General features: G+C 63.1%; 16 protein-coding genes. 5 read left to right on the top strand and 11 right to left on the bottom strand.

The genetic code is table 11. The annotated features are described in order from the left end of the window. The gene (locus tag K1X71_05670; protein MBX7072616.1) at positions 1-666 is read right to left on the bottom strand and encodes a tetratricopeptide repeat protein; all 666 of its coding nucleotides are present in this window, start codon (positions 664-666) and stop codon (positions 1-3) included. An 83-nt stretch (positions 667-749) separates the two neighbouring features. Here K1X71_05670 and K1X71_05665 point away from each other — a divergent pair, with 83 nt between their 5' ends. Further along, complete coding sequence (locus tag K1X71_05665; GenBank protein ID MBX7072615.1) at positions 750-1,748, top strand: SMP-30/gluconolactonase/LRE family protein; 999 nt, start codon at positions 750-752, stop codon at positions 1,746-1,748. Positions 1,749-1,803: 55 nt separating this feature from the next. Here the strand turns inward: K1X71_05665 and K1X71_05660 are convergent, their stop codons facing one another. From K1X71_05660 to K1X71_05645, 4 genes are read right to left on the bottom strand one after another with little or no spacing between them, the layout of a single operon-like run. Further along, positions 1,804-3,336 (bottom strand): lipopolysaccharide biosynthesis protein, encoded by a 1,533-nt coding sequence (locus K1X71_05660; GenBank protein ID MBX7072614.1) that lies wholly within the window; start codon positions 3,334-3,336, stop codon positions 1,804-1,806. Next, a complete protein-coding gene (locus tag K1X71_05655) occupies positions 3,333-4,205 on the bottom strand; it encodes a polysaccharide deacetylase family protein (GenBank protein MBX7072613.1) in 873 nt (290 codons plus the stop codon). The genes K1X71_05660 and K1X71_05655 overlap by 4 nt, the downstream gene beginning before the upstream one ends. Positions 4,206-4,209: 4 nt before the next feature. After that, the gene (locus K1X71_05650; GenBank protein ID MBX7072612.1) at positions 4,210-5,427 is read right to left on the bottom strand and encodes a GNAT family N-acetyltransferase; all 1,218 of its coding nucleotides are present in this window, start codon (positions 5,425-5,427) and stop codon (positions 4,210-4,212) included. 35 nt (positions 5,428-5,462) lie between these two features. Then, the gene (locus tag K1X71_05645; protein ID MBX7072611.1) at positions 5,463-6,590 is read right to left on the bottom strand and encodes a GNAT family N-acetyltransferase; all 1,128 of its coding nucleotides are present in this window, start codon (positions 6,588-6,590) and stop codon (positions 5,463-5,465) included. A gap of 304 nt (positions 6,591-6,894) precedes the next feature. Between K1X71_05645 and K1X71_05640 the strand changes: the two genes are divergently transcribed. The 3 genes from K1X71_05640 to K1X71_05630 all read left to right on the top strand — a co-directional run bounded on the left by K1X71_05640 (position 6,895) and on the right by K1X71_05630 (position 11,196). Then, positions 6,895-8,535 (top strand): hypothetical protein, encoded by a 1,641-nt coding sequence (locus tag K1X71_05640; GenBank protein MBX7072610.1) that lies wholly within the window; start codon positions 6,895-6,897, stop codon positions 8,533-8,535. A gap of 63 nt (positions 8,536-8,598) precedes the next feature. Next, on the top strand, positions 8,599-9,993 hold the full coding sequence (locus tag K1X71_05635) for an O-antigen ligase family protein (GenBank protein ID MBX7072609.1): 1,395 nt from the start codon (positions 8,599-8,601) through the stop codon (positions 9,991-9,993). Positions 9,994-10,356: 363 nt separating this feature from the next. Then, on the top strand, positions 10,357-11,196 hold the full coding sequence (locus K1X71_05630; protein ID MBX7072608.1) for a sugar transferase: 840 nt from the start codon (positions 10,357-10,359) through the stop codon (positions 11,194-11,196). A gap of 109 nt (positions 11,197-11,305) precedes the next feature. Here K1X71_05630 and K1X71_05625 read toward each other — a convergent pair whose 3' ends face one another. The 4 genes from K1X71_05625 to K1X71_05610 all read right to left on the bottom strand — a co-directional run bounded on the left by K1X71_05625 (position 11,306) and on the right by K1X71_05610 (position 16,278). Then, a complete protein-coding gene (locus K1X71_05625) occupies positions 11,306-12,451 on the bottom strand; it encodes a hypothetical protein (GenBank protein MBX7072607.1) in 1,146 nt (381 codons plus the stop codon). A 513-nt stretch (positions 12,452-12,964) separates the two neighbouring features. Continuing rightward, positions 12,965-13,573 carry a superoxide dismutase gene (locus tag K1X71_05620; GenBank protein ID MBX7072606.1) on the bottom strand — a complete coding sequence of 203 codons (609 nt, stop codon included), beginning with the start codon at positions 13,571-13,573 and terminating at the stop codon, positions 12,965-12,967. 171 nt (positions 13,574-13,744) lie between these two features. Next, a complete protein-coding gene (locus K1X71_05615; GenBank protein MBX7072605.1) occupies positions 13,745-15,166 on the bottom strand; it encodes a hypothetical protein in 1,422 nt (473 codons plus the stop codon). A gap of 140 nt (positions 15,167-15,306) precedes the next feature. Then, complete coding sequence (locus K1X71_05610; protein ID MBX7072604.1) at positions 15,307-16,278, bottom strand: diguanylate cyclase; 972 nt, start codon at positions 16,276-16,278, stop codon at positions 15,307-15,309. A gap of 178 nt (positions 16,279-16,456) precedes the next feature. Here K1X71_05610 and K1X71_05605 point away from each other — a divergent pair, with 178 nt between their 5' ends. After that, on the top strand, positions 16,457-17,317 hold the full coding sequence (locus K1X71_05605) for a fumarylacetoacetate hydrolase family protein (GenBank protein ID MBX7072603.1): 861 nt from the start codon (positions 16,457-16,459) through the stop codon (positions 17,315-17,317). 23 nt (positions 17,318-17,340) lie between these two features. Here K1X71_05605 and K1X71_05600 read toward each other — a convergent pair whose 3' ends face one another. Both K1X71_05600 and K1X71_05595 read right to left on the bottom strand, forming a co-directional pair. Continuing rightward, positions 17,341-19,128, bottom strand: coding sequence for a tetratricopeptide repeat protein (locus K1X71_05600; protein MBX7072602.1), 1,788 nt, complete (start codon positions 19,126-19,128; stop codon positions 17,341-17,343). Between the two features lie 121 nt (positions 19,129-19,249). Further along, positions 19,250-22,714 (bottom strand): efflux RND transporter permease subunit, encoded by a 3,465-nt coding sequence (locus K1X71_05595; GenBank protein MBX7072601.1) that lies wholly within the window; start codon positions 22,712-22,714, stop codon positions 19,250-19,252.

The raw sequence follows: 22,714 nt of genomic DNA, 5'->3' as shown, positions 1-22,714 counted from the left end.
CTACTTGCCGGCGTCCCATGATAGCCATTCTAAGCTGGCCTCACGAGCCGCCTCGATGTGTGCGCGCAATTCCGGTCCCTTTTTGAATCCAGGATCGAGTTCGATTGCCTTGCCTACGGCCGTCAGCGCTTCGTCGTACCTCTGCTGAAAGAGGAGAGCTACCGCCAGGTTGTAGTATGCTTCGTCCACGTCGCCCTCCGCCGTGGCTGCTCGGCGAAAACAGCTCTCCGCTTCGGCAACGCGCTCCAGCTTCAGCAGATTGGCGCCACGCAATATCCAACACCAGGTCTTGTTTTCGCAGTCCCGATCGGTGACCAGTTGTTGGTAGAGCTCCTCTGCTCGGTCCAATTTGCCCGTACTCTTGTACAATTCTGCAAGCACGGAAGAGATGCGCCATTGTTCCTGAGGGGGCGCTTCGCGTTGTGCGCTGGCGAGCGCCGCGAGCGCGTCGGAGTAGCGTTTGAGCAAGCGGAGCGAATCTCCATACATAAACCACGCGAACGAATCCGTTGGGCGGTGTCCGAGGTAGATGGGCAGCAATTCAACCACTGCCGCATAATGATCGGAGTCGTAGGCCGCTCTTACTTGAGCTTTGAGACCGTCGAGTTGCGATTCAAGGTCTGCGGTCATATCCACTCCGGCAGGTAGGAGGGGCAGCGGATACATTAGGTTCACCAGCGCTTTTCTTGTCGCCCATCGTACTGCATAGTGATGGCAAGAAATCGCCGCGCACTTTCAGGAAATCCATCATGCACCACCGACTTTGCCTCGCCGCGCTCGCCTTCCTTGTCGCCGCTGGTCCCGCCCTGGCTGCTGAAACCATGGGCCAGATCGAGCGACTCGATCCACGGTTTGACGAGATCGTGCCCAAGGACGCCAAGATCGAAAAGCTCGGCGAGGGGTACGACTGGGCCGAGGGGCCGGTGTGGGACAAAGCGCACGGCTATCTGCTCTTTTCCGATGTGCCGCGCAACCACGTGCTGAAATTTGCGGAAGGGAAGGGGGTAAGCGAGTTTCTCAGCCCCAGCGGCTACACCGGCAACAAGCCGCGCGGCGGCGAGCCCGGCTCGAATGGCCTGGTGATCGACGCCCAGGGGCGGCTGATCTTGTGCCAGCACGGCGATCGGCAAGTGGCGCGTTTGAACGCTGACAAGACCTTTCACACGTTGGCCGACCGCTACGAAGGCAAACGCTTCAACAGCCCCAACGACGCCACGCTGTCGCGCGCCGGCGACCTGTACTTCACCGATCCGCCCTATGGCCTGTTGGGCCTGAACGACGATCCGGCCAAGGAACTCAAGTTCAACGGGGTTTACCGGCTGTCGCAGGACGGCGAATTGAAGCTGCTGACCAAGGAGCTGACTTTTCCCAACGGCATTGCGCTCACGCCCGACGAAAAGCAGATCTACGTCGCCAACTCCGATCCCAAGAAGGCGATCTGGATGGTGTTCGACCTCGGCGCCGATGGCGGCATCTCTCACGGCCGGGTCTTCTACGACGCCATGCGATGGTCCGGTCAGCGCAAGGGACTGCCCGACGGCATGAAGGTGGACGCCAAGGGAAATGTCTTCGCCACGGGGCCGGGCGGGGTATTGGTCTTCGCGCCCGATGGCACGCTGTTGGGGCGGATCGATCCAGGGGAAGCGACCGCCAATTGCGGCTGGGGAGACGACGGCAGCACCCTTTATCTGGCCGTCGATATGTACCTCTGCCGGATCAAGCTCAACACCAAGGGAGTTGGTTTTTAGCGCTCCCGGCTGGTGGAACTGACCTGGCCAAAGTGAACTGACGCGCGATTGCAAACTAAGCCGCGGCGGGCTGTCGGCGGCCGACGAGTGACAAAAGCTTGTCCCAATAGCCGCCGAGCACATGGGCCAGTTGTTGCTTTTCGCCGGCGCAGAGCCAGCGCGGGCTGGCGACCGCCCACAATAGCACCACGGCATACACCGCCAGCGCCGGACGCGCGCCCAGCAGCAGTGCGGCGGGCAACGCCACGCTCAGCCAAATGGCGGCGTCGCCGGTGAGTCCCAGCGTGCGATTAAAGCCGTAGACCAACAGCAGCAGCGTCAATTTCGACGCGCTGCAGGCCAGCACCGCGCCCAATAGCCCATAGCGCGGCAACAGCACCACGGCCAGGCCGACGTTGAGCAGCATCGACAGAAAGAGGGCCACGCTGGCGAGCCGGGCCTCCTCGCGAATCCACAGGTACATCTCGGCCACCATCGCCAGTCCGAACCAGATGCAATACACCAGGGTCCACGGCAATACGGCGAGCCCGGCCTGGTATTTGTTTTCGAGCAACGTGGAAAAGAGCAGCGGCGCGATGAGCAGAAACACCGCGGCGCCGGTCGACAGGGCAAAGGCCAACAGCTTGAGCGCCAGCCGCAGTTGCACGTCGACCGCCTGGCGGCGACCCGTCTCCCAGGCGTGGCTCAGGTGGGGCAGCAGGATCGACCCCAGCATGGTGGCGAAGATAACGATCAGCAGCGGCACCACGCGCGAACTGTGATAGTTGCCGACCAGGGCCAGCGCATCGTCGCTCGACAGGCCGCTGTAGTGAACGATCATGTAGCGATCGACAATCTCGAACAGGTTGCTCAGGTTGTTGCTCATCCAAACCCAGAGGGCGAACGGCATTACCTTGAGCCAGATCGAGTCGCTTGTCGCTGGCACGCCTTGGGCGCTCGACCAATCGGCGTGACGAATCCAATACAGTCCCACCGCCACCGACAGGGCCGAGGCCAGACCATAGGCGGCCAACACGCTGGTGGCGCTCATGCTCCAGGCAAAGAGGGCCGTCGCGCCAAGCAGCAAAAAGCCGGCGCTGCGCAGTAGTTGCAATAGCGACACCACGCGATAGAGCCGCGCGGCGTTCAAGAGTTCGGTGATGAAACCAAACGCCACGAGCGGCCCCAGACAGATCGCCATCCAGCCAATCATGCTGGCGGCGCCGCCTGTGCCAAAGATCAATCGCGCAAAGCTACTGGCCGACACGATCAAGACGGCGATGGCGGCTAGCGTCAAAACGATGGTGGTCGCGGTCGATAGTGCCAGGTAGCGGCCGAGCTTGCCGCGCTGGCGGTAATACTCCACATAGCGCCCCAGCGAGCCGGGAATGCCCAGCACCACCAAGGGCGCCAGCAGCGTCAGAAAGCCGAGCGCCATGTCCCACTGGCCCAGTTGCTCGGGCCGTAGCCAGCGGCAAAACAACAACCCCCGCGCGAAGCTGACCAGCGGTTGCACGGCGGTCAACGCCATGAGCATGGCCACGCTGTCGGCCAACGAATCGGCGCGCAGCTTGGGTTTGGAGTCGCTAGCACAAGATGCGCGGGTCACGGTTGATGCGCCTCCTCGGGGTGCGCGATCTCGGCTTGTGCGCTGTAGGAAAAGCGTTTCACGCTCCACAGTTTGTAGGGATCGACCGTGACCCAGTTTTTGGTGCGCAGCAGCGGACCATCAACGCAGATGCGCTGGATATGAAAGGCGTCGTCGCCGGGCCAGTTGTAGCCTCCGTAGGCGGAGCAAACCCCTTCGAATCCGGCGTCGTAGGCCAGGTGAAACGCGCGGTCGTTCATATTGGCGTGGCCGCCGTAGGGAAACGCGAAGTAACGCACCGGGCTGCCGACCGCCGCTTGCAGTTCTTCCCCGGCTGCCACGATCTCGTCATATAGCTTGAGCGGATTAGTGATCGGCCCCAGGTCGGTATGGCCACGGGTGTGCGCGCCGATCTCGATGCCCGCGCGGGCAACGGATCGCAACTGGGCAATGCTATTGGGGGCGAAGCGGTTGCCCATCTTGAGGTCGTGTGGAAAAAAAGTTCCGCGAATCACCGGATCGGTGCAGACGAAGTAGGTGACCGGAATCTTGCGCTGGATCACTAGCGGCAGCGCCCATTCGCTGTTGACCGCATAGCCGTCGTCGAAGGTGATTGCCACCGCCGTCTCGTCGTTCCGCCGGCCGCGGATGCGGCGCTGCGCCTCGGCCAACGAAATCAACTCGTAGTTGCGAGATAGCCAGTCGATCTGTTGTTCAAAATCTCGGGGCGCGATCGTCCAGCTATTGGCCGCGTCGTCCGCCACGCGATGGTAAGTAAGCACAATGATCGGGGCGGCGCCGGCCGCGCGCGCGCGGCGCTCTTGCCGCCAGCGATACGCATAGCTGCCGTAATACCAGGCGCCGAGGATGGCTCGTTTCCAAGGGGGCAAGCGACTACTCCGCGGGCGTTGCCTTGTGTTGATCCGACTTGCCGCGCTCGCGCCAGGCCGCGCGGACGCGCTTGGCCAGCAATTTGCCGCGCTGTGCGCCGCGCCAGATGATTTGCCGAACGCGCGCCGCAGGCTGCCCTGCGGTGATGCGCAAATCGACCAGCGCGATCGGTTGGGCCCGCCAATGCGCCTTGTATGGCTCGTCGCCGCGCATAAAGTCGAAGGCGCGGTAGCCGTCCTCTCCGCAGCGCCGTAGCGCGGCGATGGCGCCCAGCCAGCCGGGGCGATCGCTCGCGGCCTGGGGCTCAATGCCACTTTGGTAGAGGTACACCACGTCGCCGCCGGCCAGATCGAATTCGATGGCCACCGGCTGGCCGTTCAATTCGATCCACTGCAAACGCAGTTGATCCAGCTCCAGAAAGCGCTCGGCGACCAACTTCAAAAAGCCGTCGAACCCCGGCGTGGCGAAGCATCCCGGCTGGCCCAGGGTGTTGCGGCGGCGCTGGTGCAGATCGCGCAGAATATCGAGTCCACGATTCAATTCTTCCGCCGTCTCGACCCAGCACACCTTGGCCTCGCCGCTGTCGAAGCGGTTGCGAATCAACTTGCGCACCATGTTGCGCCGCGTGCCCGAGAGCGACTTGATGTACTCCTCCCACTCGGTCGGCAGTTCGAGCCGCCAGCAGTGGAGCGCCGGACGGCGATACACCACGTGGCCTGCCAGGGCAAACCGCATGGCCAACTCGGTTGCGGTAGGATCGTCGGCGACCACGGCTTCCAATTCCAACGCGTCCCACTGGCCGCGAAAGGTGGTGTTGAGCCAATTGGCGATCGACAACGTGACCGCCTCGCGCGCTCCGGGGGCCGTGAAAATAGTGAGATAGTCGCTGCACACCATGCCCGAACCAAGAAAGCGCAGTTCACGGCCGTAGATCGGTGAACGGTGGCAATACCAGGGAGCGAGCCCCACCAGGCGATCGGCGACGTCATAGACGGCGAGCACCGTCAGTTGATCGCGGCTGGTGGCAAAGAAGCGCCACCAGGCTTCGAGCCATTCCCAGCGCCGAAAGGGCACATCTTCGACTAAGGCGTTCCAGGGTTGTCGCAGCGCCGCCAAGCGGCCGGTATCGCTGATTCGCTCCACGCGCAGTCCGACAAAGGCGTCGCACTCTTGCGGCGTCTCGACCACGGGCTCATTGCATTCCAATACGGTCAAGTTCAAAGGAGCGTCTCCTGGAGATCAACGCGGATAAATGGCTAACGAACTGGCGGAGCGACAAGCGATTGTTTGAGCCACAGTCGGGCGGCGTCGCGCGCCAGCCATAGCGAGTTGCGCATGCGTGCGCCGCGATGGGGCGCCACCACGCGGGCCCGCAATGTGCGGCGGGGCACGGCGCGCCAATGCGCCTTGTACGGCTCGTCGCCGCGGAGAAAATCGTAGACGCGATAGCGACCCGCGATCGCGGCGCGGATGGCGGCCACCATCACCATTCGGCCCGGCTCCAGCGACAGCCACTCGGGGGCAATGCCGCCCTGATAGGCGTAAACCACGTCGCTGCCCAGCAGTTGATATTCCGCGGCGATCGGCTGACCATCGCGTTCGATCCAGTCGATGCGCGCCTGGTCGGCGGCCGCCAACCGACGGACCGCATCGCGATGAAACGCCACAAACTGCTCGGAATCGAAGCACCCCGGCCGCCCCAAACTGCGCTGGCGGCGCTGGTGCAGTTCAATGAGAATTTCAAGCGCCTGCGCCGCGTCCTCGACGCTTCGCGCGGTGTGGCAGGCCAGTCGATCATCATCCAGACGGCGCTCGGCGCGGCGCATTTGCTTGCGATGCGATTTCGACAGCGTGTCGAGATACGCGTCCCAGGTGGCGGGCAGGTCGATCCGCCAGCAGCACAGATCGGGCCGAACGTGCAAGGCGAGGCCACGGTGTTGCAACCCGCTCACCAATTGGCGCGTGGTGATGTCTTCGGCGTCGACGCCGGTCAACTCCAATGCGTCCCAATCGCGATAGCAAGACTGCGACAACCAATCGGCGACGGCGCCGGCCACCTCGGCTTCCCGTCCTGGCGCCGACAGCACGCTGAGGTAGTCGGAATAGATTTCGCCGGAACCGAGGAAGCGAATGACCTGGCCCCCTGTCAGCGAGCGCTCGCAGTACCAGGGGGCGATACCGACGACGGCGTCCTGGTCGTCGCTTGCCACCAGCGCCAACAGCGCGGCGTCGGGCCGCAGCGATTCATCATCGCATTGCCCGTAGTGCCGCCACCAACAATCGAGCCATTCGAAGGAACGAAACGGCACGCCGCGCGCCAGACGGTTCCAGTCTGGCGCCAGCAGGGCCATTTCGGTGGTGGTTTGCACAACGCGGATGCGCATGTTCGATTCACGCGAGCACGCTTGGCGCGCAATGGCCGCGGCGCGCGGCGACGGGCCGCGCTGGGCATCTGCGCTAGTGAAAGGTGCGTCATGCGCCGCGCTTTGCAACCCGGTGGGGCGACTCAAGCAGCGGTTTGTTCGCCGCCGCTACAATCGGCGCCATCGCGCCGATCGGCTCGGATCGACCGGCAAACAGCCCAGCGCGGCGCGGAGATTATCCGACGGCAATGAGCGGGCGCCGCAGAAAAAGCAATGGTTGAGCGACGAGAGCCTTCGCTCCGTGTCCGCTTTTAGAGGTCGATTGATGACTGCGCCCGCTTCGTCATTTTCGTTGCGCCCGATCGATTGTCTTGCCTTGGCCAGCAAGTACCGCTGGCGCTGGATCACCCCAACATTGGTGGGGCTGATCTTGGGGTCGATCTATGCCGCCGTGCGGCCCGACAAATGGGAGGCGGCGCAAGCGCTGCTCATCCGCAACGAAGCTTCCAACAACATCGACGGTGTGGGCAAGTTCCGCCATGTCGACGACATGAAGGTGACTCAGGAGACATTGCTCGAACTGGCCAAGGGGCGCCAGGTGCTTAGCGAAGCGCTGACCAAGGTGGGGCCGCCCAGCGGCTCGCCAGCGGCCCATTGGCCGACCGACATCGCGATTGAGCGATTGCGCAAGCATGTGAAACTGGCGCCTCCCAAGGGAGCCGAGTTCGGCAAGACGGAGTTGTTCTATCTCAAGGCGACCGATTCCGATCGTCAACGGTCCATCGATTTGGCCGCGGCAATCAGCATGTCGCTGCAAACTCGCTACCAGGAAGTGCTGAACAAAAAGGCCACCAGCATGGTGCGCGAGTTGGAAAACGGCGTCACATTGGCTAAAGCCTCGGTGGTCGAGTCGTCCAGCGAATTGGCCGCGATGGAATCGCAGGTCGGCGCCGATCTGGCCGAGTTGCGCATCTTGCACGCCTCTCCCTCGGGCACCAGCGACTTGCGACAAAAGGTCGTGTTCATCGAAGGAGAGATTCGTCGCTTGGAAACCACGCAGCGCAGCAATCAAGAGCTCGATTCGCTGTTGCGCGCGGCGCAGCAGGACCCCAGTCATTTGGTCGCGGCGCCGAACAGCCTGCTCGAATCGCAGCCCGCGCTCAAACGGCTTAAGGAGGGGCTCGTCGATGCACAAATCAAGACCGCGCAACTCGCTGGCATGATGACCGAGTCGCATCCGCAATTGATCGCCGCGCAAATCTCCGAGCAGCAAATTCGCAGCGAAATCCACGCCGAACTAGGGATTGCCATTCGCGGCGTCGAGGCCGACGCGCGGCTCCTGGCCGGGCAGGTGCAAAACTTGCAAAAACAACTCGACGAAACCAACGTGCGGCTGGCGCGCATTGCCAGGCTGCGAACCGACTACTCGAATTGCGTGGCCGAAGTGGAGCAGGCCAACAAGCTGTTGGCCATCGCCGAGGCCAATTTGGCCGACGCCCGCGCCAAGGAGTCGGGCGCCGAGCACGCCAGCTTGATCAACCGCATTGATGTGCCCGACGCCGGCACCAAGCCCGTGGGACCGGGGCGCGTGGCCACCGCGGGCATGGGCGCGGTCGCGGGCTTTTTGTTTGGCGTGGCGCTGTTGGTGATTACGATTCCGCTGCCGAGGCCCAATAATCCGACGAGCATTGGCGGGCGGTTGTTCGGTCGCCGCGCCATGGATGGGGTTCACGCGGGCCCCGTTGCGGAACCGCAGGCTGCTGCCCCAGCGCCTCTGCCCGCGACTTCGACATCCGCACGCCCGCAGGTCACACCAAACCAAGCGGCAGCCCCCTCCCCAAGCGCTCCCGATCGCCGCGGCGAAGCGCCACAAGTCAAATCGGCGCCGCGCCCGCCGCGGTCGACGACTGCGAGTGGGGAAAACTTGAACTTGAAGCAGGCGCTGGAACGCATCGGCAACGCGTAACGCCGGCCGCGCGTCGGATGCATCGAGACCACCGATTGACACTCAGCAGCGAAACCGGCCGCTATGGCGTTCATCATCTTTATTGCCGCACTCGTCTCGCTTGTTTGGCTGGCAGCCTATGTCCGGCGCGGATCGCTCATTTGGGCCGTGCTCGCGTTTCTGTTGCTCAATAGCTCGTTTGGCGTTTACTTCTGGCACGCGCAGGCCGGCCCCCTGCCGTTGACGCTCGATCGCATCGCGCTCGCGGTATTGCTGGGCGTGTTCGCGCTGCATTGGAAGATGGTCGACCGTGTCGCCAAACCATGGGCTCCCGCCGACACTTGGTTGATTGCCTTTCTGGCGGCCTTGATGTTCAGCACCTTCTCGCACGATTGGAATTCGGCGCCAGAAGAGACCGTGGCGCCGATCTGGCGACTCATCACCGGCTATCTCAGTCCGGCGATCATCTACGTAGTGGGGCGGCAAATGAGTTTTGGCGCCCGCCAATCCAAGCAGTTGCTAGCCGCGCTAACGTTGTTTGGCGTGTATCTGTCGATCACGGCCATCTTCGAGATCGCCGGACAATGGTCGCTGGTGTTCCCCAAGATCATCGCCGAGCCCACGCTCGGCTTTCACTTTGGCCGCGCTCGTGGGCCCATGCTGCACTCGGTCGCCTTTGGCTTCTATTTGGGGGCGTGTCTGGTGGCCGCGTGGCTTTGGTGTCCCAGATACGGGCGCGCGGGTGGGTTGCTCTTGGCCGCGCTCTCCCCGTTGTTCTTGTTGGCCATTTACCTCAGCTACACCCGCAGCGTGTGGATCGGCGCCGTGCTCGGATTGGGAGTGGTGCTCGCGCTGACGTTGCCGCGCTCCTGGCGGCCGTTGGTGCTGGGCGCGGGCATCGTGACCGGCGTGGCCGCGCTGGGCCTGGGTTGGGACAAGTTCATGGGCTTTGAACGCGAGTACTCCGCCGCGGGCACGCGCGAGTCGGCGAGCTTGCGTTCGAGTTTTGTGTATGTGTCGTGGAAGATGTTTTTGGACCACCCGCTGCTGGGCTGCGGCTTTGGTCAGTTCTATGTCGAAAAGATGCCCTACTTGTCGGACAGGTCGACGGAGATGGAACTGGAGGCGATCCGCCCGCTGATTCATCACAACATGCCCCTTGGCCTGCTGACCGAAACCGGGGTGATTGGCCTGGGGCTCTTCTTGGCGCTGGTTGCGGCCTGGAGCCGCGACGCCTGGCGATTGTGGAACTCCGACGCCGACCAGTGGGTGCGCTTGCAAGGGGCGTTCTGCCTGGCGCTATTGGGCGTGTATCTGCCGCAGGCGCTGTTTCACGAGATTTCGTACATGAACATGGTCCATATGCTATTGTTTTTTGTGGCGGGCGTCTCCACCGGCCTTTGTCAGGCACAATGCGTGCAATGGCATCCGGCGCGCGTGGCGGCCCCGCTCTCGTCTTGGCGGGCAAGTCCGACCTGATCACGGTCGGCAACCAGAATCATTGAAACCTTGTCGAGCATCATGACGGCCTTACCGTCTGCGCCGAATGTTTGTGGCTATGACGCGCCGCGGCATGACGTGCTGAACTTGAAGGCTGCATGTTGCGGCAAACGTTGGACGCGCGTTGCAAAAAGTCATCGTGCGGCAGGTTCGAATCATAACAATCAACGAAGCAACTCCGACCGGAAGCCTTGCGCAGATCAAGGCGCGGAAATGTGTTACGGCAACTGGCGGCGCCGCGCCGGCCAGACGGCGCGCCACGGCGCGGGCTTTGCGATTAGTGAAATCTCGCCAGGCGGCAAGTAATCGTCACGGCGACATCGGCAACACGGAAATCAACAGATGGAAACCATTTGCTCCCTCGACACGGTGCTCGAAAAGCTCGACCGCGTTGACGAACTGGTGCGCATTTCCGATACCGACGCCCCGGTGAGCCGAGTCACGCCGGCCCAGTTGCAAAGTAGCGCGCCGGCCGCCAAACGCGGCAAGGAAGCTCCGTCGCATCACGGCAAATTGCGACTGGTTCCCATCGCCGCCAGCGAATATGCCGGCGATCACCTGCTGATCGAGGCCGGCAATGCTTCGCGACTGTATCAATGCGTCAAGCGAGCCGCCGATGTGGCGGGCGCGATCGTGCTGCTCGTCCTGTTCTCGCCCATCATGCTCGTCACGCTGATTGCGCTGGCGATCACCACCCAAGGGAAACCGATTTTCCGCCAGGAGCGAGTAGGGCTCTGCGGCCGCCGTTTCCCGATGTTCAAGTTTCGCACGATGCACGTGAACGCCGCGCAGATGCAGCACCTGGTGAAGAATGAGAAGGACGGACCCATCTTCAAGAACAAGCGCGATCCGCGCATCACCAAGATTGGCCGTTGGCTGCGCGCGACCAGCATCGACGAGATGCCGCAGTTGTTCAATATTCTCTTGGGTCACATGTCGCTGGTCGGCCCCCGGCCGCCGGTGCCGAGCGAAGTGGCCAAGTATGAGCCGTGGCAACGCGCCCGACTGACCATCAAGCCCGGCCTCACCTGCCTCTGGCAAGTGAGCGGTCGCTGCGAGGTGGGCTTTGAGGATTGGGTGCGGATGGACATCTGGTATCGCAAGAACCAGAGTCTGCTCACCGATTTGAAGCTACTGATCAAGACGCCGCTGTCGGTGCTGAGCCAACGCGGAGCCTACTAACAGGCTGGCGAGAGAACTCGCTGCGTGTTGATCAACAAAACTCCTTTGCCCGCCAAGAGCCGCGAGCCAATGCTTGCGGCTCTTGGTGTTTTGGCGACCTGCCGCGCGGTTACGGCGCGACAGTGGTCGGAATTTGCTGCACCGGCGCCGACTCGGGCATGGCCGAATCGAAGCTGGCCGGCGCCACGACATTCAAGCCGGCATCGGTAAGATTGTTGGCCGGGGACGTGGTCGATGCGCCGGCGCGAGGATAGGTGCCGGTGCCTCCCGGCCGATATTCGCCGGCTGGCGGTTGGTAAGTGCCCGCCGGGGGTTGATAGGTGGGCACGCCAGCGGGCTGATAGCCCGTGGCGCCAGGGGCAAAGCCGGTTTGCGAGGGTTGGTAGCCCATGGGGTCGGCGGTGTAGCCAGACTGAGCGGCCGGAGGCGCCGCGGCGCTGGGATTCCACGGCTGGGCCGCGCCCGCCATGGGATCGGTCGCCGCGGGATACGCCGGCGCCTGCGTGGCCGGCATCGTCGGTTGTTGCGGATAGGCCGGCGCGGTGGCGGCGCCATACGCGGCGCTGCCGCGAGCATCGGCGGTTTGATACGACGGAGCGCCGTAGGGATTCGGCTGCTCGGCAATCGCATACGGATTGGGCGACATGCCTGCCGGCGCCGTTTGCGGCGCGGCGGCCATCTGCGGCTGCGCCGCCGGTGTGGTGTATTCGTTGTAGCCGGCGCTCATGGGATTCGCCGCGGCGCCATAGCCCCCCATGCTCGGATCGGCGGCGCGAGCATAGTCAGCGTTTTGATATTGGCTTTGCAGCGCCACATTGCCGGCGGTGGGATCCGTTTGCGGATAGCTGGCGGGCATCGCGGGCGTGCCGGCAGTCGGGTACTGATTGGCGTATCCGGCGGGGCTGGCCTCGTAGAGGCTATTATTGGCGTAACTTCCGCCCGGAGGCGTGGTGGGATAGCCTTGCGGAGCGCCAGTATAAGCGCCGGTGGTTTGCGGCGGGGTGTAGCCAGGATATCCGCTGCTGGGCGTGTGCGGCACGCCGTAGCCAGTAGCGGCCAGCGCCGAATCGGGACTGACGCTTTGCGATGGGAGTTGCGGATTGGCGCCGGCGACGCTCGTTTCGGCCAGATCCTTCTTGCCCCATGGCCACCAGCTAGGACTCTTCATCGCGAACGAATTACCGGTGCTTGTGCAGCCGGTGAAGATCGGCGCGACCAGGCAGAATACTGCCAACCAGAGCCTCGACATACGCATAAAAAAACGCTCCCGACGTTTCCAGGGAAGCGCAGGGAGCGTCCGGCGAGCGGCATCCGTGCCTTGCCGGCGTCCTCTTCCCTGAGGACAGTCTGTTTTCGATGTGATGCGGAGCCGGCGCGCGACGCGTGTTGTTCGCCAGCGCCAGCCTATGTACTGGTTATTCGGAATTTGCCGAAAGCAACCGTCAACAAAACTGCCCAAAGAGGGCGAAGAACTGGCGCCATGCCGTCATCCTGACATCCATGGCGAGGGCGGATTATAGAGTCGCGCGCCGCGCGGTCAACGGCAGTCTTTGGGCCGCTGTGTCAAATTTGCGAAGTGAGACAAACTGCGACATGCGCGCGTCGTGCCCCCGATCATCAAATACGCAAATTGGCGAATGGCGGCGATTCGACCCCCGGCGCTGGCGCCGCTAGCTGTCGGCATCGCTCATTCATCCCGCTGAAAAAAAAGTGGCCAAGGAGCAAGCGCTCGCTCGGCCACCAGATGTTGCCGCCAACTACGCGTGGGCTATTTGCTGCGCGCTTCTTTATAGCGCTCGCCCACGTGCTTCCAATTAATCACGTTGAAGAACGCCTCGACGTACTCGGGGCGTCGATTTTGATACTTGAGATAGTAGGCATGCTCCCAAACGTCGCACCCCAACAGCGGCGTGCTGCCGGCCATGATCGGGCTGTCTTGATTGGGGGTGCTTTCCACCACTAGCTTGCCGTTCTTGTCGAGCGATACCCAGGCCCAGCCGCTGCCAAATCGACCCAGCGCGGCGGCAGTAAAGTCCTTCTTGAAGTTGTCAAAGCCCTTCAAATCGCTGTCGATCGCCTTGGCCAAATCGCCCGTCGGCTCACAGCGCTCGCCGAGGATTTGCCAAAACATGCTGTGGTTGGCGTGTCCACCGCCATTGTTGCGAACCGCGGTGCGTACTTTTTCCGGTACCTGATCGAGGTTGGCGATCAATTTCTCGACGCTTTGCGAGCCGAGGTCCGTTCCTTCGAGCGCTTTGTTCAGGTTGTTCACGTAAGCGGCATGATGCTTGTCGTGGTGGATCTCCATCGTCTTGGCGTCGATGTAAGGCTCCAGCGCGTCAAAGGCGTAAGGCAACGGTGGAAGCTGATAGGCCATGGCACACCCCCTAGGTAGAGGTTGATGGTTGACAATGCGCGACATTTCGACCGCGCGGTCGACGTCTGCGTTGGGAACACGGTGCGAACTGCCCAGAGCATACCGAATGTTGAGCAAACTGGCAATGATTGGCGCCGTCGCGCCGCCTGGGACTGCCGTCGGCGAGCCGCGCTAGCTCGTCGATAGCCCCGCGGCCTGCTGAATCAGCGCCAGAATCCCGCGCCGCTGCTCGTTCAAGATGGCGATGCCCGCCACGGCGCTGTCAGCCAGTAATTGATTGCGTGAGATGATCGCGTTTTCCGTGGCGACATCGACCTCGTCGATTTGATCAATGGCGTTCTGCAGCTTCTCGTCGAAGCCATCGAACAACGCCGCGCTGGCCGCGATGGTTGCATTGGCGAAGCCATCCACCAGCCCTTCCACGCGCGTTAGCTTGCCGAGCGCCTCGTCGACGATGCGGACGGCCGCGCTGGCGCCGGCGCCAAGTCCTGCCTTGGCGCCTCCGGTGGCGAGCTGCGACAGATTGCCGGACAGTCCACCGAGCCGGGCGGGCTGTAAACCGGGAATGGCCAGCACCGCGCGGTCGCTGATGCTGGTCGACAGGTTGAATGAGAGCGCTTCGCCAGATATCTCGACCGAGCTGAACATGCCGGTGAATCCCGCCGCGAACTCGACACTGGCCGAGAGCGTGCCGCTTTGTATTTCGAACCGATTGCCGTCGCCAATCACGACTTGTCCGTTGATGGTGGCCACGGCATCGACGCCATGTGCGGCGCTATCGGCCCCGAGGCCAGTGACCGCAAACACGCCAGATGTCGCCGCTACCCCGACTGTTGCTTGGCTGCCATAGGCGATGCTCTGAAACGAAAGCGTGTCGCCCGCGACGCTGGCAACCACGCCCGTGGCGTGACTCTCGTTATTGATGGCGTCGCGCAGACTGGTGAGGCTTTGTCCGATGGTCACGCTGATGTTGGCGCCGCCGCGGTCGCCGGTGACGGTGATGTTCGCCGTCGCGGTGGCGACACCCCCCATGCCGGTGTAGCTGGCCTGAGCCGTGCTGGCGGTCGAAATCACGCCGCCGGCGATCGACTGTGCAGCCGCGTTGCCGAGCGAGTACGCTTGAATATCAATGATCTGATTGGGATCGACGCCAGCGTAAACAAAGTCGGCTCCTCCGCCCAGTAATTGGCGACCGTCGATGTCTTGCCCCACGATTTGCGTGATTGCGGAGATCGCCTGATCGATCGCGGCTTGATGCGCCGCGCGCTGGTCGGGCGTTAGCGCCTGATCGACGTCGGCGACTGCTTGTTCGCGAATGGCGTCGAGTTGCGTGCGGATCTGGTCGATTGCCAACTGGGCGCGGCTGACCATCGTCGAGGCGCTGGCGACATTCGCCGTCGCGCCCTGCACCAGCGACTGCTCGTTCTGCAGCCGACTCAACTCCAAGAAGGCCGCCGGATTGTCGTGCGGAGAGTTGATTTTGCGCCCCGAGGCGATGCGCGCGCTGGCCAAGGTGATCTCGTTGTTGGCGGCCGCAAGCTGTTTGATCAACAGTCGTTCGCCGGCGCTGATCGTGGGACCGATGCGCGTCATGTCACTGCCTGCCAGTGGGCGCGGGGTGGGTTGCGATTGGCGGATGGGGGCGTTGCCCGCACAATTCTACGTCACGAGCGGCATTGGCGGCGCCGCCGCGAAGCACGTGTCTGTGCCGGTATTGTGGGCTGTGCCCGTCGCTACCGCGCAGAGCCCGTGACGGCATGCCGCAGATTGGTCACGATTTCGGCGAGTGATTGGCCGGTTTGTTGTGGTCCCAGATAGACCACCGTGTTACGGCCACGTTCCTTGGCGCAGAACAACGCGCGATCAGCCCGCTCGAGCATCCCTTGTGGCGTGTCGCCCGGCCGGACTTCGGTGACGCCGAAGCTGGCGCTGATATGCTTGCCTCCCAGGGCCGAGATCGGCAATTCGCTCACGGCGCGGCGAATCTCATCGGCGCGATGGGTGGCCGCCGCGCCAGGACAATCGGCTAGCAAGATGGCGAATTCCTCGCCACCATAGCGCGCCACGAGGTCGCCCAAACGGCAGAAGCTCTTGAGCAGTCGCGCCAGGGTCGCCAGCACGATATCGCCGACCGGATGGCCATAATGGTCGTTGATCGACTTGAAGTGGTCGAGATCGACCATCACCAAGCTATAGGGCGAATGTCGTTCGAGATGCACGGCCACGAAGGAGGAGTGGACTCGATCGAACTCGGCCCGATTGGCCACCTGCGTCAGCGGATCGCGCGTGGCCAGCTCGTGCAGTTGTTGGCAGCGCGCCTCCAGTGATAAGGTGGAAGAGACGTCGCGCCAGACCACGGCGGCCCCTTGCAACTCGCCGTCGTGTTCGAAAACCGGAATCACATGCATCTCGACGGGCACGAACCGGCCGCCCCGGCCGCGTAGTTCGAGCCGGCGAATGACTTGTTCGCCCGTCGCCAGCGCAGCGCCAATGGGACAGTCGCTGTCGGTGATGGCTCGATGTTCCTCGTCGCGAAGCGCCAGATGCCGACAGCTCCAAACGCGTCCCAGCACTTCGGCGGCGTCGATGCCGGTCATGCGCTCCGCGGCGCAGTTCCATGCCGACATGGTCCCGTCGGCGCCGACCAGCAGCACGCCGTCGGCGAGATTATCGACCAATGCCTGATGGAAGAGAGGAGCGTTCACGCGGCGGACTCATACAGGTAGGTGCCCCTCTAATCGTATGTCGCGCCGCGCGCCAAGCGAAGCGCGGCCGCTTGTGGCGGCTTTGAGAGGGGGCTATTCTACGCCGGAATAATCGTTGCGCGTCGCCTGTTCGCTCCGATCGTAGCGGCGCCGCTCGCCGAATCAGGGAGGCCCAAAGTTGCGACTGGTCACTTATCAAAGCGAACGGGGGCCGCGGCTCGCCGCCGTCGTCGCCGACGGGTTTGTCGATCTGAACGACGCCGACGCGTCGTTGCCGTGCAGCTTGAAGGAGCTGTTGCACCGTGGCAGCGGTATCTTGCGGACCGTGGGACATGCCGCCGAAATCGGCAAAGCGTTCGACCCGCTAACTGTGCGGCTGCTGCCCCCCGTGCCTGATCCGCAGAAGGTGATCTGCGTTGGCCTGAACTACGCCGATCACGCGCGCGAAAGCGGCGCCGAGCCTCCCACGGAGCCGGTGCTGTTCAACAAATTTCCCTCGGCGCTGGTGGCCGACGGCGCGCCGATTGTCCTACCGCCGATCAGTCAGGAAGTTGATTACGAAGCCGAACTGGTGGTAGTGATCGGCCGCGCGGGACACTGCATTCGTCAAGTCGACGCCATGCACCATGTCGCCGGCTACACCATTGGCAACGACGTCTCGGCCCGTGACTGGCAGCTTCGCAAGCCAGGACGCCAGTGGCTGTTGGGCAAGACATTCGACACCTTCGCGCCGGTCGGGCCGGCTATGGTAACTGCCGACGAGGTCGATCCCGGCGCTTTGCAGGTGCAGTTTCGCCGCAATGGCGAAACCTTGCAAAACTCCAATACCCGAGAGTTCATCTTCAAGCTCGATAAGCTAATCGCCTATATCTCGCGCGTTTGCACGCTGCAGCCGGGCGACTTGATCTTCACGGGCACGCCGCCCGGCGTGGGTTTTGCGCGCAAGCCCCCAATTTTCTTACAGCCCGGCGACGTGTGTGAGGTGGAAATCGAGGGGCTGGGCGTGCTCACCAATCCGGTCGTGAGCCAAAAGCCGTAGCAGCACAGCCGCCTGGGAGCGAACTAGGCTGCCAGTCGGCTTGGTGTGCCAGTTGCGGCAAGCGATAGCGCATGTTGAACGCGCGCTACGACGCTCGACCAGTCTCCCGTGGCCGTTTGTCGAAACAGCCGCATGCGTGGATACCAGGGGGAATCATCTCGATCGACCAGCCAGCGCCAGTCGGCGCTGAACGGTAGCAGGGTCCAAGTTTCGACTCCCACTGCGCCGGCCAGGTGCGCGGTGGTGTTGTCGACCGTAATCACCAAATCGAGCGCCGCGATCAGCGCCGCCAGATCGTCGAGGTCGACGAGCGGGTTGAGTCCCGGCGGGCGGTGGATCGTGATCTTTCCATCGGCGCCGATGGTCGCCAGTTCCGCGCCCACCTCGCCATATTGCAGGCACACCATGCCGACACCAGGAACTTGCGCTAGTGGCCGCCATTGCGCCAGCGGCGAAGTGCGTTTGCGGCGTTGTTCTGGAGTGCGGCCGCCGATCCACGAAACGCCCACCGTCACACGCGCGCCCAGCCCCGCCAGCCACCCCCGCCAGTGCCGCAACCGTTTCGGGCAGGGCTGTAGATGGGCGCTGGCGCGCGGAAAATCGCTTTCGGAATTGCGGAAGCGTCGCGGCAAGCTGCCGAGCCGAATCACGTAGTCGAACGAAGGCGCAAGCTGCTCGATTCGCGTGCCGGCCTGATGCGCAGCGACCTGGGCGCCGGCGTACGTGCGCTGGACCAGCGGCGCTAAACGCGGGTCGCACGTGACCGTCACCGCGCGAGCGACGCGGAGCAAGTCGCTCAAGCACGACAGAAACATAATCTGCGAGCCGACCCCTTGTTCGGCCACCACCAACACGCGGCGACCATGCAGATCGGCTGGCGGATCAAATGGTCGTGCTCTTCCGTCGCGTAGCTCATACCCCTCCCAGCCGCCACTCCACTCGCCGAGCGACAATTGCGCGAGCGCGGAATTGTACGCCGACTGTATCTGATGCGGATGATGCGCCGAGCAGTCGTCGAAGGCGCGAATCGCTTCTTGCCGGCGACCTGCCTCGACCAGCGCGTTGCCCAGGGTCAATAGCGCATTGGCGTGAGTGGGCGCGATGGCGAGCGCGCGGCGGCTGCTTGCCAGCGCGTCGCCAACTCGGCCGGCGCCAAGCTGCGCAACGGCGAGGTTGGCCAACAGATCAGCCGAACCGGGCGATAAACTCGCGGCGGTCGTCAGCGCCGCCGCCGCGCGGTCAAAATCTTCTTGATCAGCGTGCAGACAACCCAGATTCTGCCAGGCCGCTGCGAGCGACGGATCGAGCTGGCAGGCCAATTGGTAGCACGCCAATGCCTGATCGCCTTCGTCGCGCTGGCGGAACGAGTCGCCCAATAAGAGGCGAGCCCGCGCGTCGCGCGGCGCCAGGCGCGAGGCTTGCAAGAGATGTTGATGCGCCGCCGCCTGCGCGCCGCTGGCCAGATGGAGTTGTGCGAGATTGGCGTGCAGCAGCGCTAAATCGGGAGCGATTGCCAACCCGGCCTGATACTCGGCGATGGCCGCGCCGCGTTCGCCCGCCGCAGCCAGCGCGCCCGCCAGGTCGTTGCGTAGTTCGGCGCTCTTGGGTTGTCTGGCGACGGCGCGCCGCAATAAATCAATTGCAGCGCGAAGTTGCCCTGCGGCGTGCAACAAGAGACCATATCGATGCAGCGTCTGGACGCAATCTGGCTGGCGAGCGAGGAGTTGCTGGTAGAGTCGCTCGGCCTCGGCCATGCGCCCCGCGCGATGCAGCGTCAGCGCGCGATCGAGCATGGGTTGCGAAGCGGCCATCCGTGGCGTCTCTCAATAGAGATACGAAAAACGGGGTCGATTGTAGCCGTGGAGTCCAACGGCCGGCAAGGCGGACTGGGATAGCTGGGCAAGCCGCCGCGCGGCGTGATTAAGCGGGCTGTTAGTGGACCTCGGCCAGGGCGCCGACGCGATGCGGTTCGGGCACGACCGTGACGCGCGGCGCCTCTGCGGGTCGCCGCCGGCCGCCCGCGAGCAAATCGCGGATCGAAAACACGAGGCTGAAGATCGTGGGCACAAAAATCAAGGTGAATACGGTCGAGAACACCAGGCCCCCGAGCAGCACCGCGCCGAGCCCGCGATACAGCTCGCTGCCGGCGCCAAACACGAACATGGTGCCATGCGTGATGAGGCCAAAGGGATCGAATCCGCACAATGGCAGCAGTCCGAAGAGGCCGATGGACGCGGTCATGAAGATCGGTCGAATGCGCGTGCGCACGCTTTCGATCACCGCGGCGTGCGGGTCCATCCCGTCGTCGCGCATGTGGTTGAGCGCTTGCTCGACAATCAAGATCGGATTGTTGACCACCGTGCCAATCAAGATGATGAAACCGAGCATGGTGAGCACGTCGAGCGGTTGCAGCACCGATTGATTCAACAGCCACAGACCGAAGAAACCACCAACGGCGCCGAGCGGCACGCTCAAGATGATGATGAACGGATACAACCAAGACTCAAACAAGGCCGACATCACCAGATAGGTGATGATGAACGCCAAGAGCAGATTCCAGCGCATCGATTGCCAGGTGGTGTTCAGCTTGTCTGCGGTGCCGGAAAAGTTGATCTGGTAGGCCCCGCCCAGTTCGCCTGAGCGGACAATCGGATCGACAATCTTGGTGCTGATCACGTTCATCGCTTCTTCCAGCGGCATGCTGGCGGGGGGCGAAACCTGAATGGTGATGGCGCGCATCCGCTCGCGATGGTTGATCTGCTCGGGGCCGCTCGACAGCTCCACGTCGGCCACGGCGGCCAACGGCACCAATTCGCCATTGGGCGTGGCGATCGACAGTCCCCACAAGTCCTGCGTGCGCGTGACGAACTGTTCTTGTCCGATGATCGATAAGTCGATCTTGTCCCCTCCCACAAAATAGTCGCTGGCATAGGCGCCATCGACCAGCGCGTCGACCGTGTAGCCCAGGTCGGTGGCGTTCACGCCCATATCGGCCGCCTGTTGCCATTTGGGAGTGATGTGCATTTCGGGACTGGAGAGATCGAGGCTTGGCTCCGGCAGGGCCTGCGCTTCCGGAATCAGTTGCATCACGTCGCGCATCACGCGGCCGCCGAGACCCACGAGCTTTTCGATCTCCGGGCCGGTGATTTCCACATCCACGGTACGGCCGCCGCTCAAGCCACGCTCGAACAGGCTGGTTTGCTTGGCGATCAAGATCGTGCCTGGTATGTCGCGCCCCATCTCCTTGAGCAGATTCACCAATTCGCCCGCACGCAGCGCGTCGTCGGAGCGCACGCCCATGAACAGCGACCGGCCCCGCGCGACGTAAAACATGTCGGAGATGACGGGATATTTGAGTTTGGCGGCCTCGGGCGTGCCCGGGTCAACGTCCCAATAAGGTTGCAGCCGATTTTCGACGATCTCGCCGATCCGCGCCAGTTGATCGAGGTTGTACCCCGGCGGCGGCAGGATGATGGCGATCACCAAATTGCGGTTGCCCGACGGCAGGTAATCGATTTTCGGCATGAGTAGCCAACTCAAGAACACCGAGACGCCGACCATGCCGCCGGCCACCACCAGTTGCCGCAACGTGGATCGCTGCAGCCACACATTGGCGCCGACCACCGTATTGACGAACCAGACGCCAAATCGATCGAGGGGGCGCGTGATCAGATGCCCCAAGCTGGCCAATTCGTCCTGGCGACGGCGCCAGAATGAGCGCCGGCCAGTCGATCGCAGCGGCGCTTCTTCCGGCGCGTGCGAATGGCGCAGGATGATTGCCGCCGCGGTCGGCACCATCACCAGCGCCACGAGCAGCGAGAAGCAAAGCGCCGCGCTCACAGCTAGCGCGATATCGCGAAACAGTTGCCCCGCCTCGTCACGCACAAACAGCACTGGCAAGAACACCGCCAGGTTGGCCAACGACGAGGCCACGACGGCGCCCCATACTTCCTTGGTTCCGCGCACTGTCGCCGCGGCGGCGGTATCTCCCTGCTGGTAGTGCCGATACACGTTCTCCAACACCACAATGAAGTTGTCGACCAGCATGCCCACCGCGAACGCGATGCCCGCCATGCTCAGCACGTTCAGCGATCTGCCCATGAGGCTGAGCGCCAAAAACATGCCGATCGTGCTGACCCCGATCGCCAGAAAGATGACCAAAGCCGACCGAAAGCTGCGCAAAAAGAGCAGCAGCACGATCATCGTGAGCACCGATCCCTCGACGATGTTCTCTTTGACCATATCCATCGACGAGTAAATGTATTCGGTCTCGTCATAGACCTGCGTGAGCTGCATGCCGCGCTGCTTCAAAATGCCGTCGTTCAGCTCGACGGTCGCCTCGCGAATGCCCGCCATCACGTCCAGCACGTTGGCGTTGTTGCGCCGCCGCGCGTTGAGGTTGATCACCGAGTCGCCAAACCGCCGCGACATTCCATCGGGCTTCTTGTGTCCCAGGCGGATCTCCGCCACATCGCGCACGTAGACCGGCGCGCCGTCGCGGCGGGCGATGATCACATTGGCCACCTGCTCCGGCGCGCGAAACTGCCCTAGCGTGCGCACCACATAGCGGCGTTTGCCTTCCCAGAAGTCGCCGCCCGAGGTGTCTTTATTTTGGCCGCGCAGCGCCAATCGCACATCCATGATGGTCAGTTGGCGGGCCGCCAGCCGTTCGGGATCGACCACAACCTGCAACTCTTCTTCGCGCCCGGCCATCACTTCGGCATTGGAGACGCCGCCCACGCGCTCCAGTCGAGCCTCGATGAAGTCTTTGGCAAACCGCCGCTCCTTGGTCACGTCGACTAGGGCAGGCAATAACTCCTTGGCCTCGGGATGTTGCTTGACCAGCCGTTTGAGGCGGAACATCGCCTTGCCCGGATTGTCGGTGTCGCGAATCCGCTTCACCTCCGCGGCCAAATTCGGATGTGCGGCCATGAAGCGATCGAGCGTCTCGCGTTCGGGCGGCCGCGTGCTGAGCACAAACCAGGCGATCGGCCGGTCCGAAGAGTCCGATGTGCTGATGACGGCGCGATCGGCGTTCTCCGGATACTCTTCGACCTGATTGAGTCGCGTGTTGACCAGCAGCAGCGCCTCGCGCATATCAGTGCCGATCTCGAACTCCATCGTGATCTGCCCAAACGAGTCCATGCTCTGCGAGGTCATCTTGCTGACCCCTTCGACGCTCTGAAGCTGCTCTTCCTGCTCCTGAATGATCTCGCGCTCCACCTCCTGCGGGCTGGCGCCGGGCCAACGCGTCTCCACGCTCAGCGTGGGAATCTGCACTTCCGGCACCAACTGCATCGGCATTCGCGCCAAGGCGATCACGCCGAACAGGCAGAGCAGAATCACGGCGACCGACACCTTGACCGGATTCTCGACGAAGGACTCGATCAATTGCAT

Source organism: Pirellulales bacterium, from assembly GCA_019694455.1.
Taxonomy (GTDB): Bacteria; Planctomycetota; Planctomycetia; order Pirellulales; family JAEUIK01; genus JAIBBY01.
The sequence above is the reverse complement of the archived record's forward strand: the minus strand, read 5'-3'. Positions and strand labels throughout refer to the sequence as shown.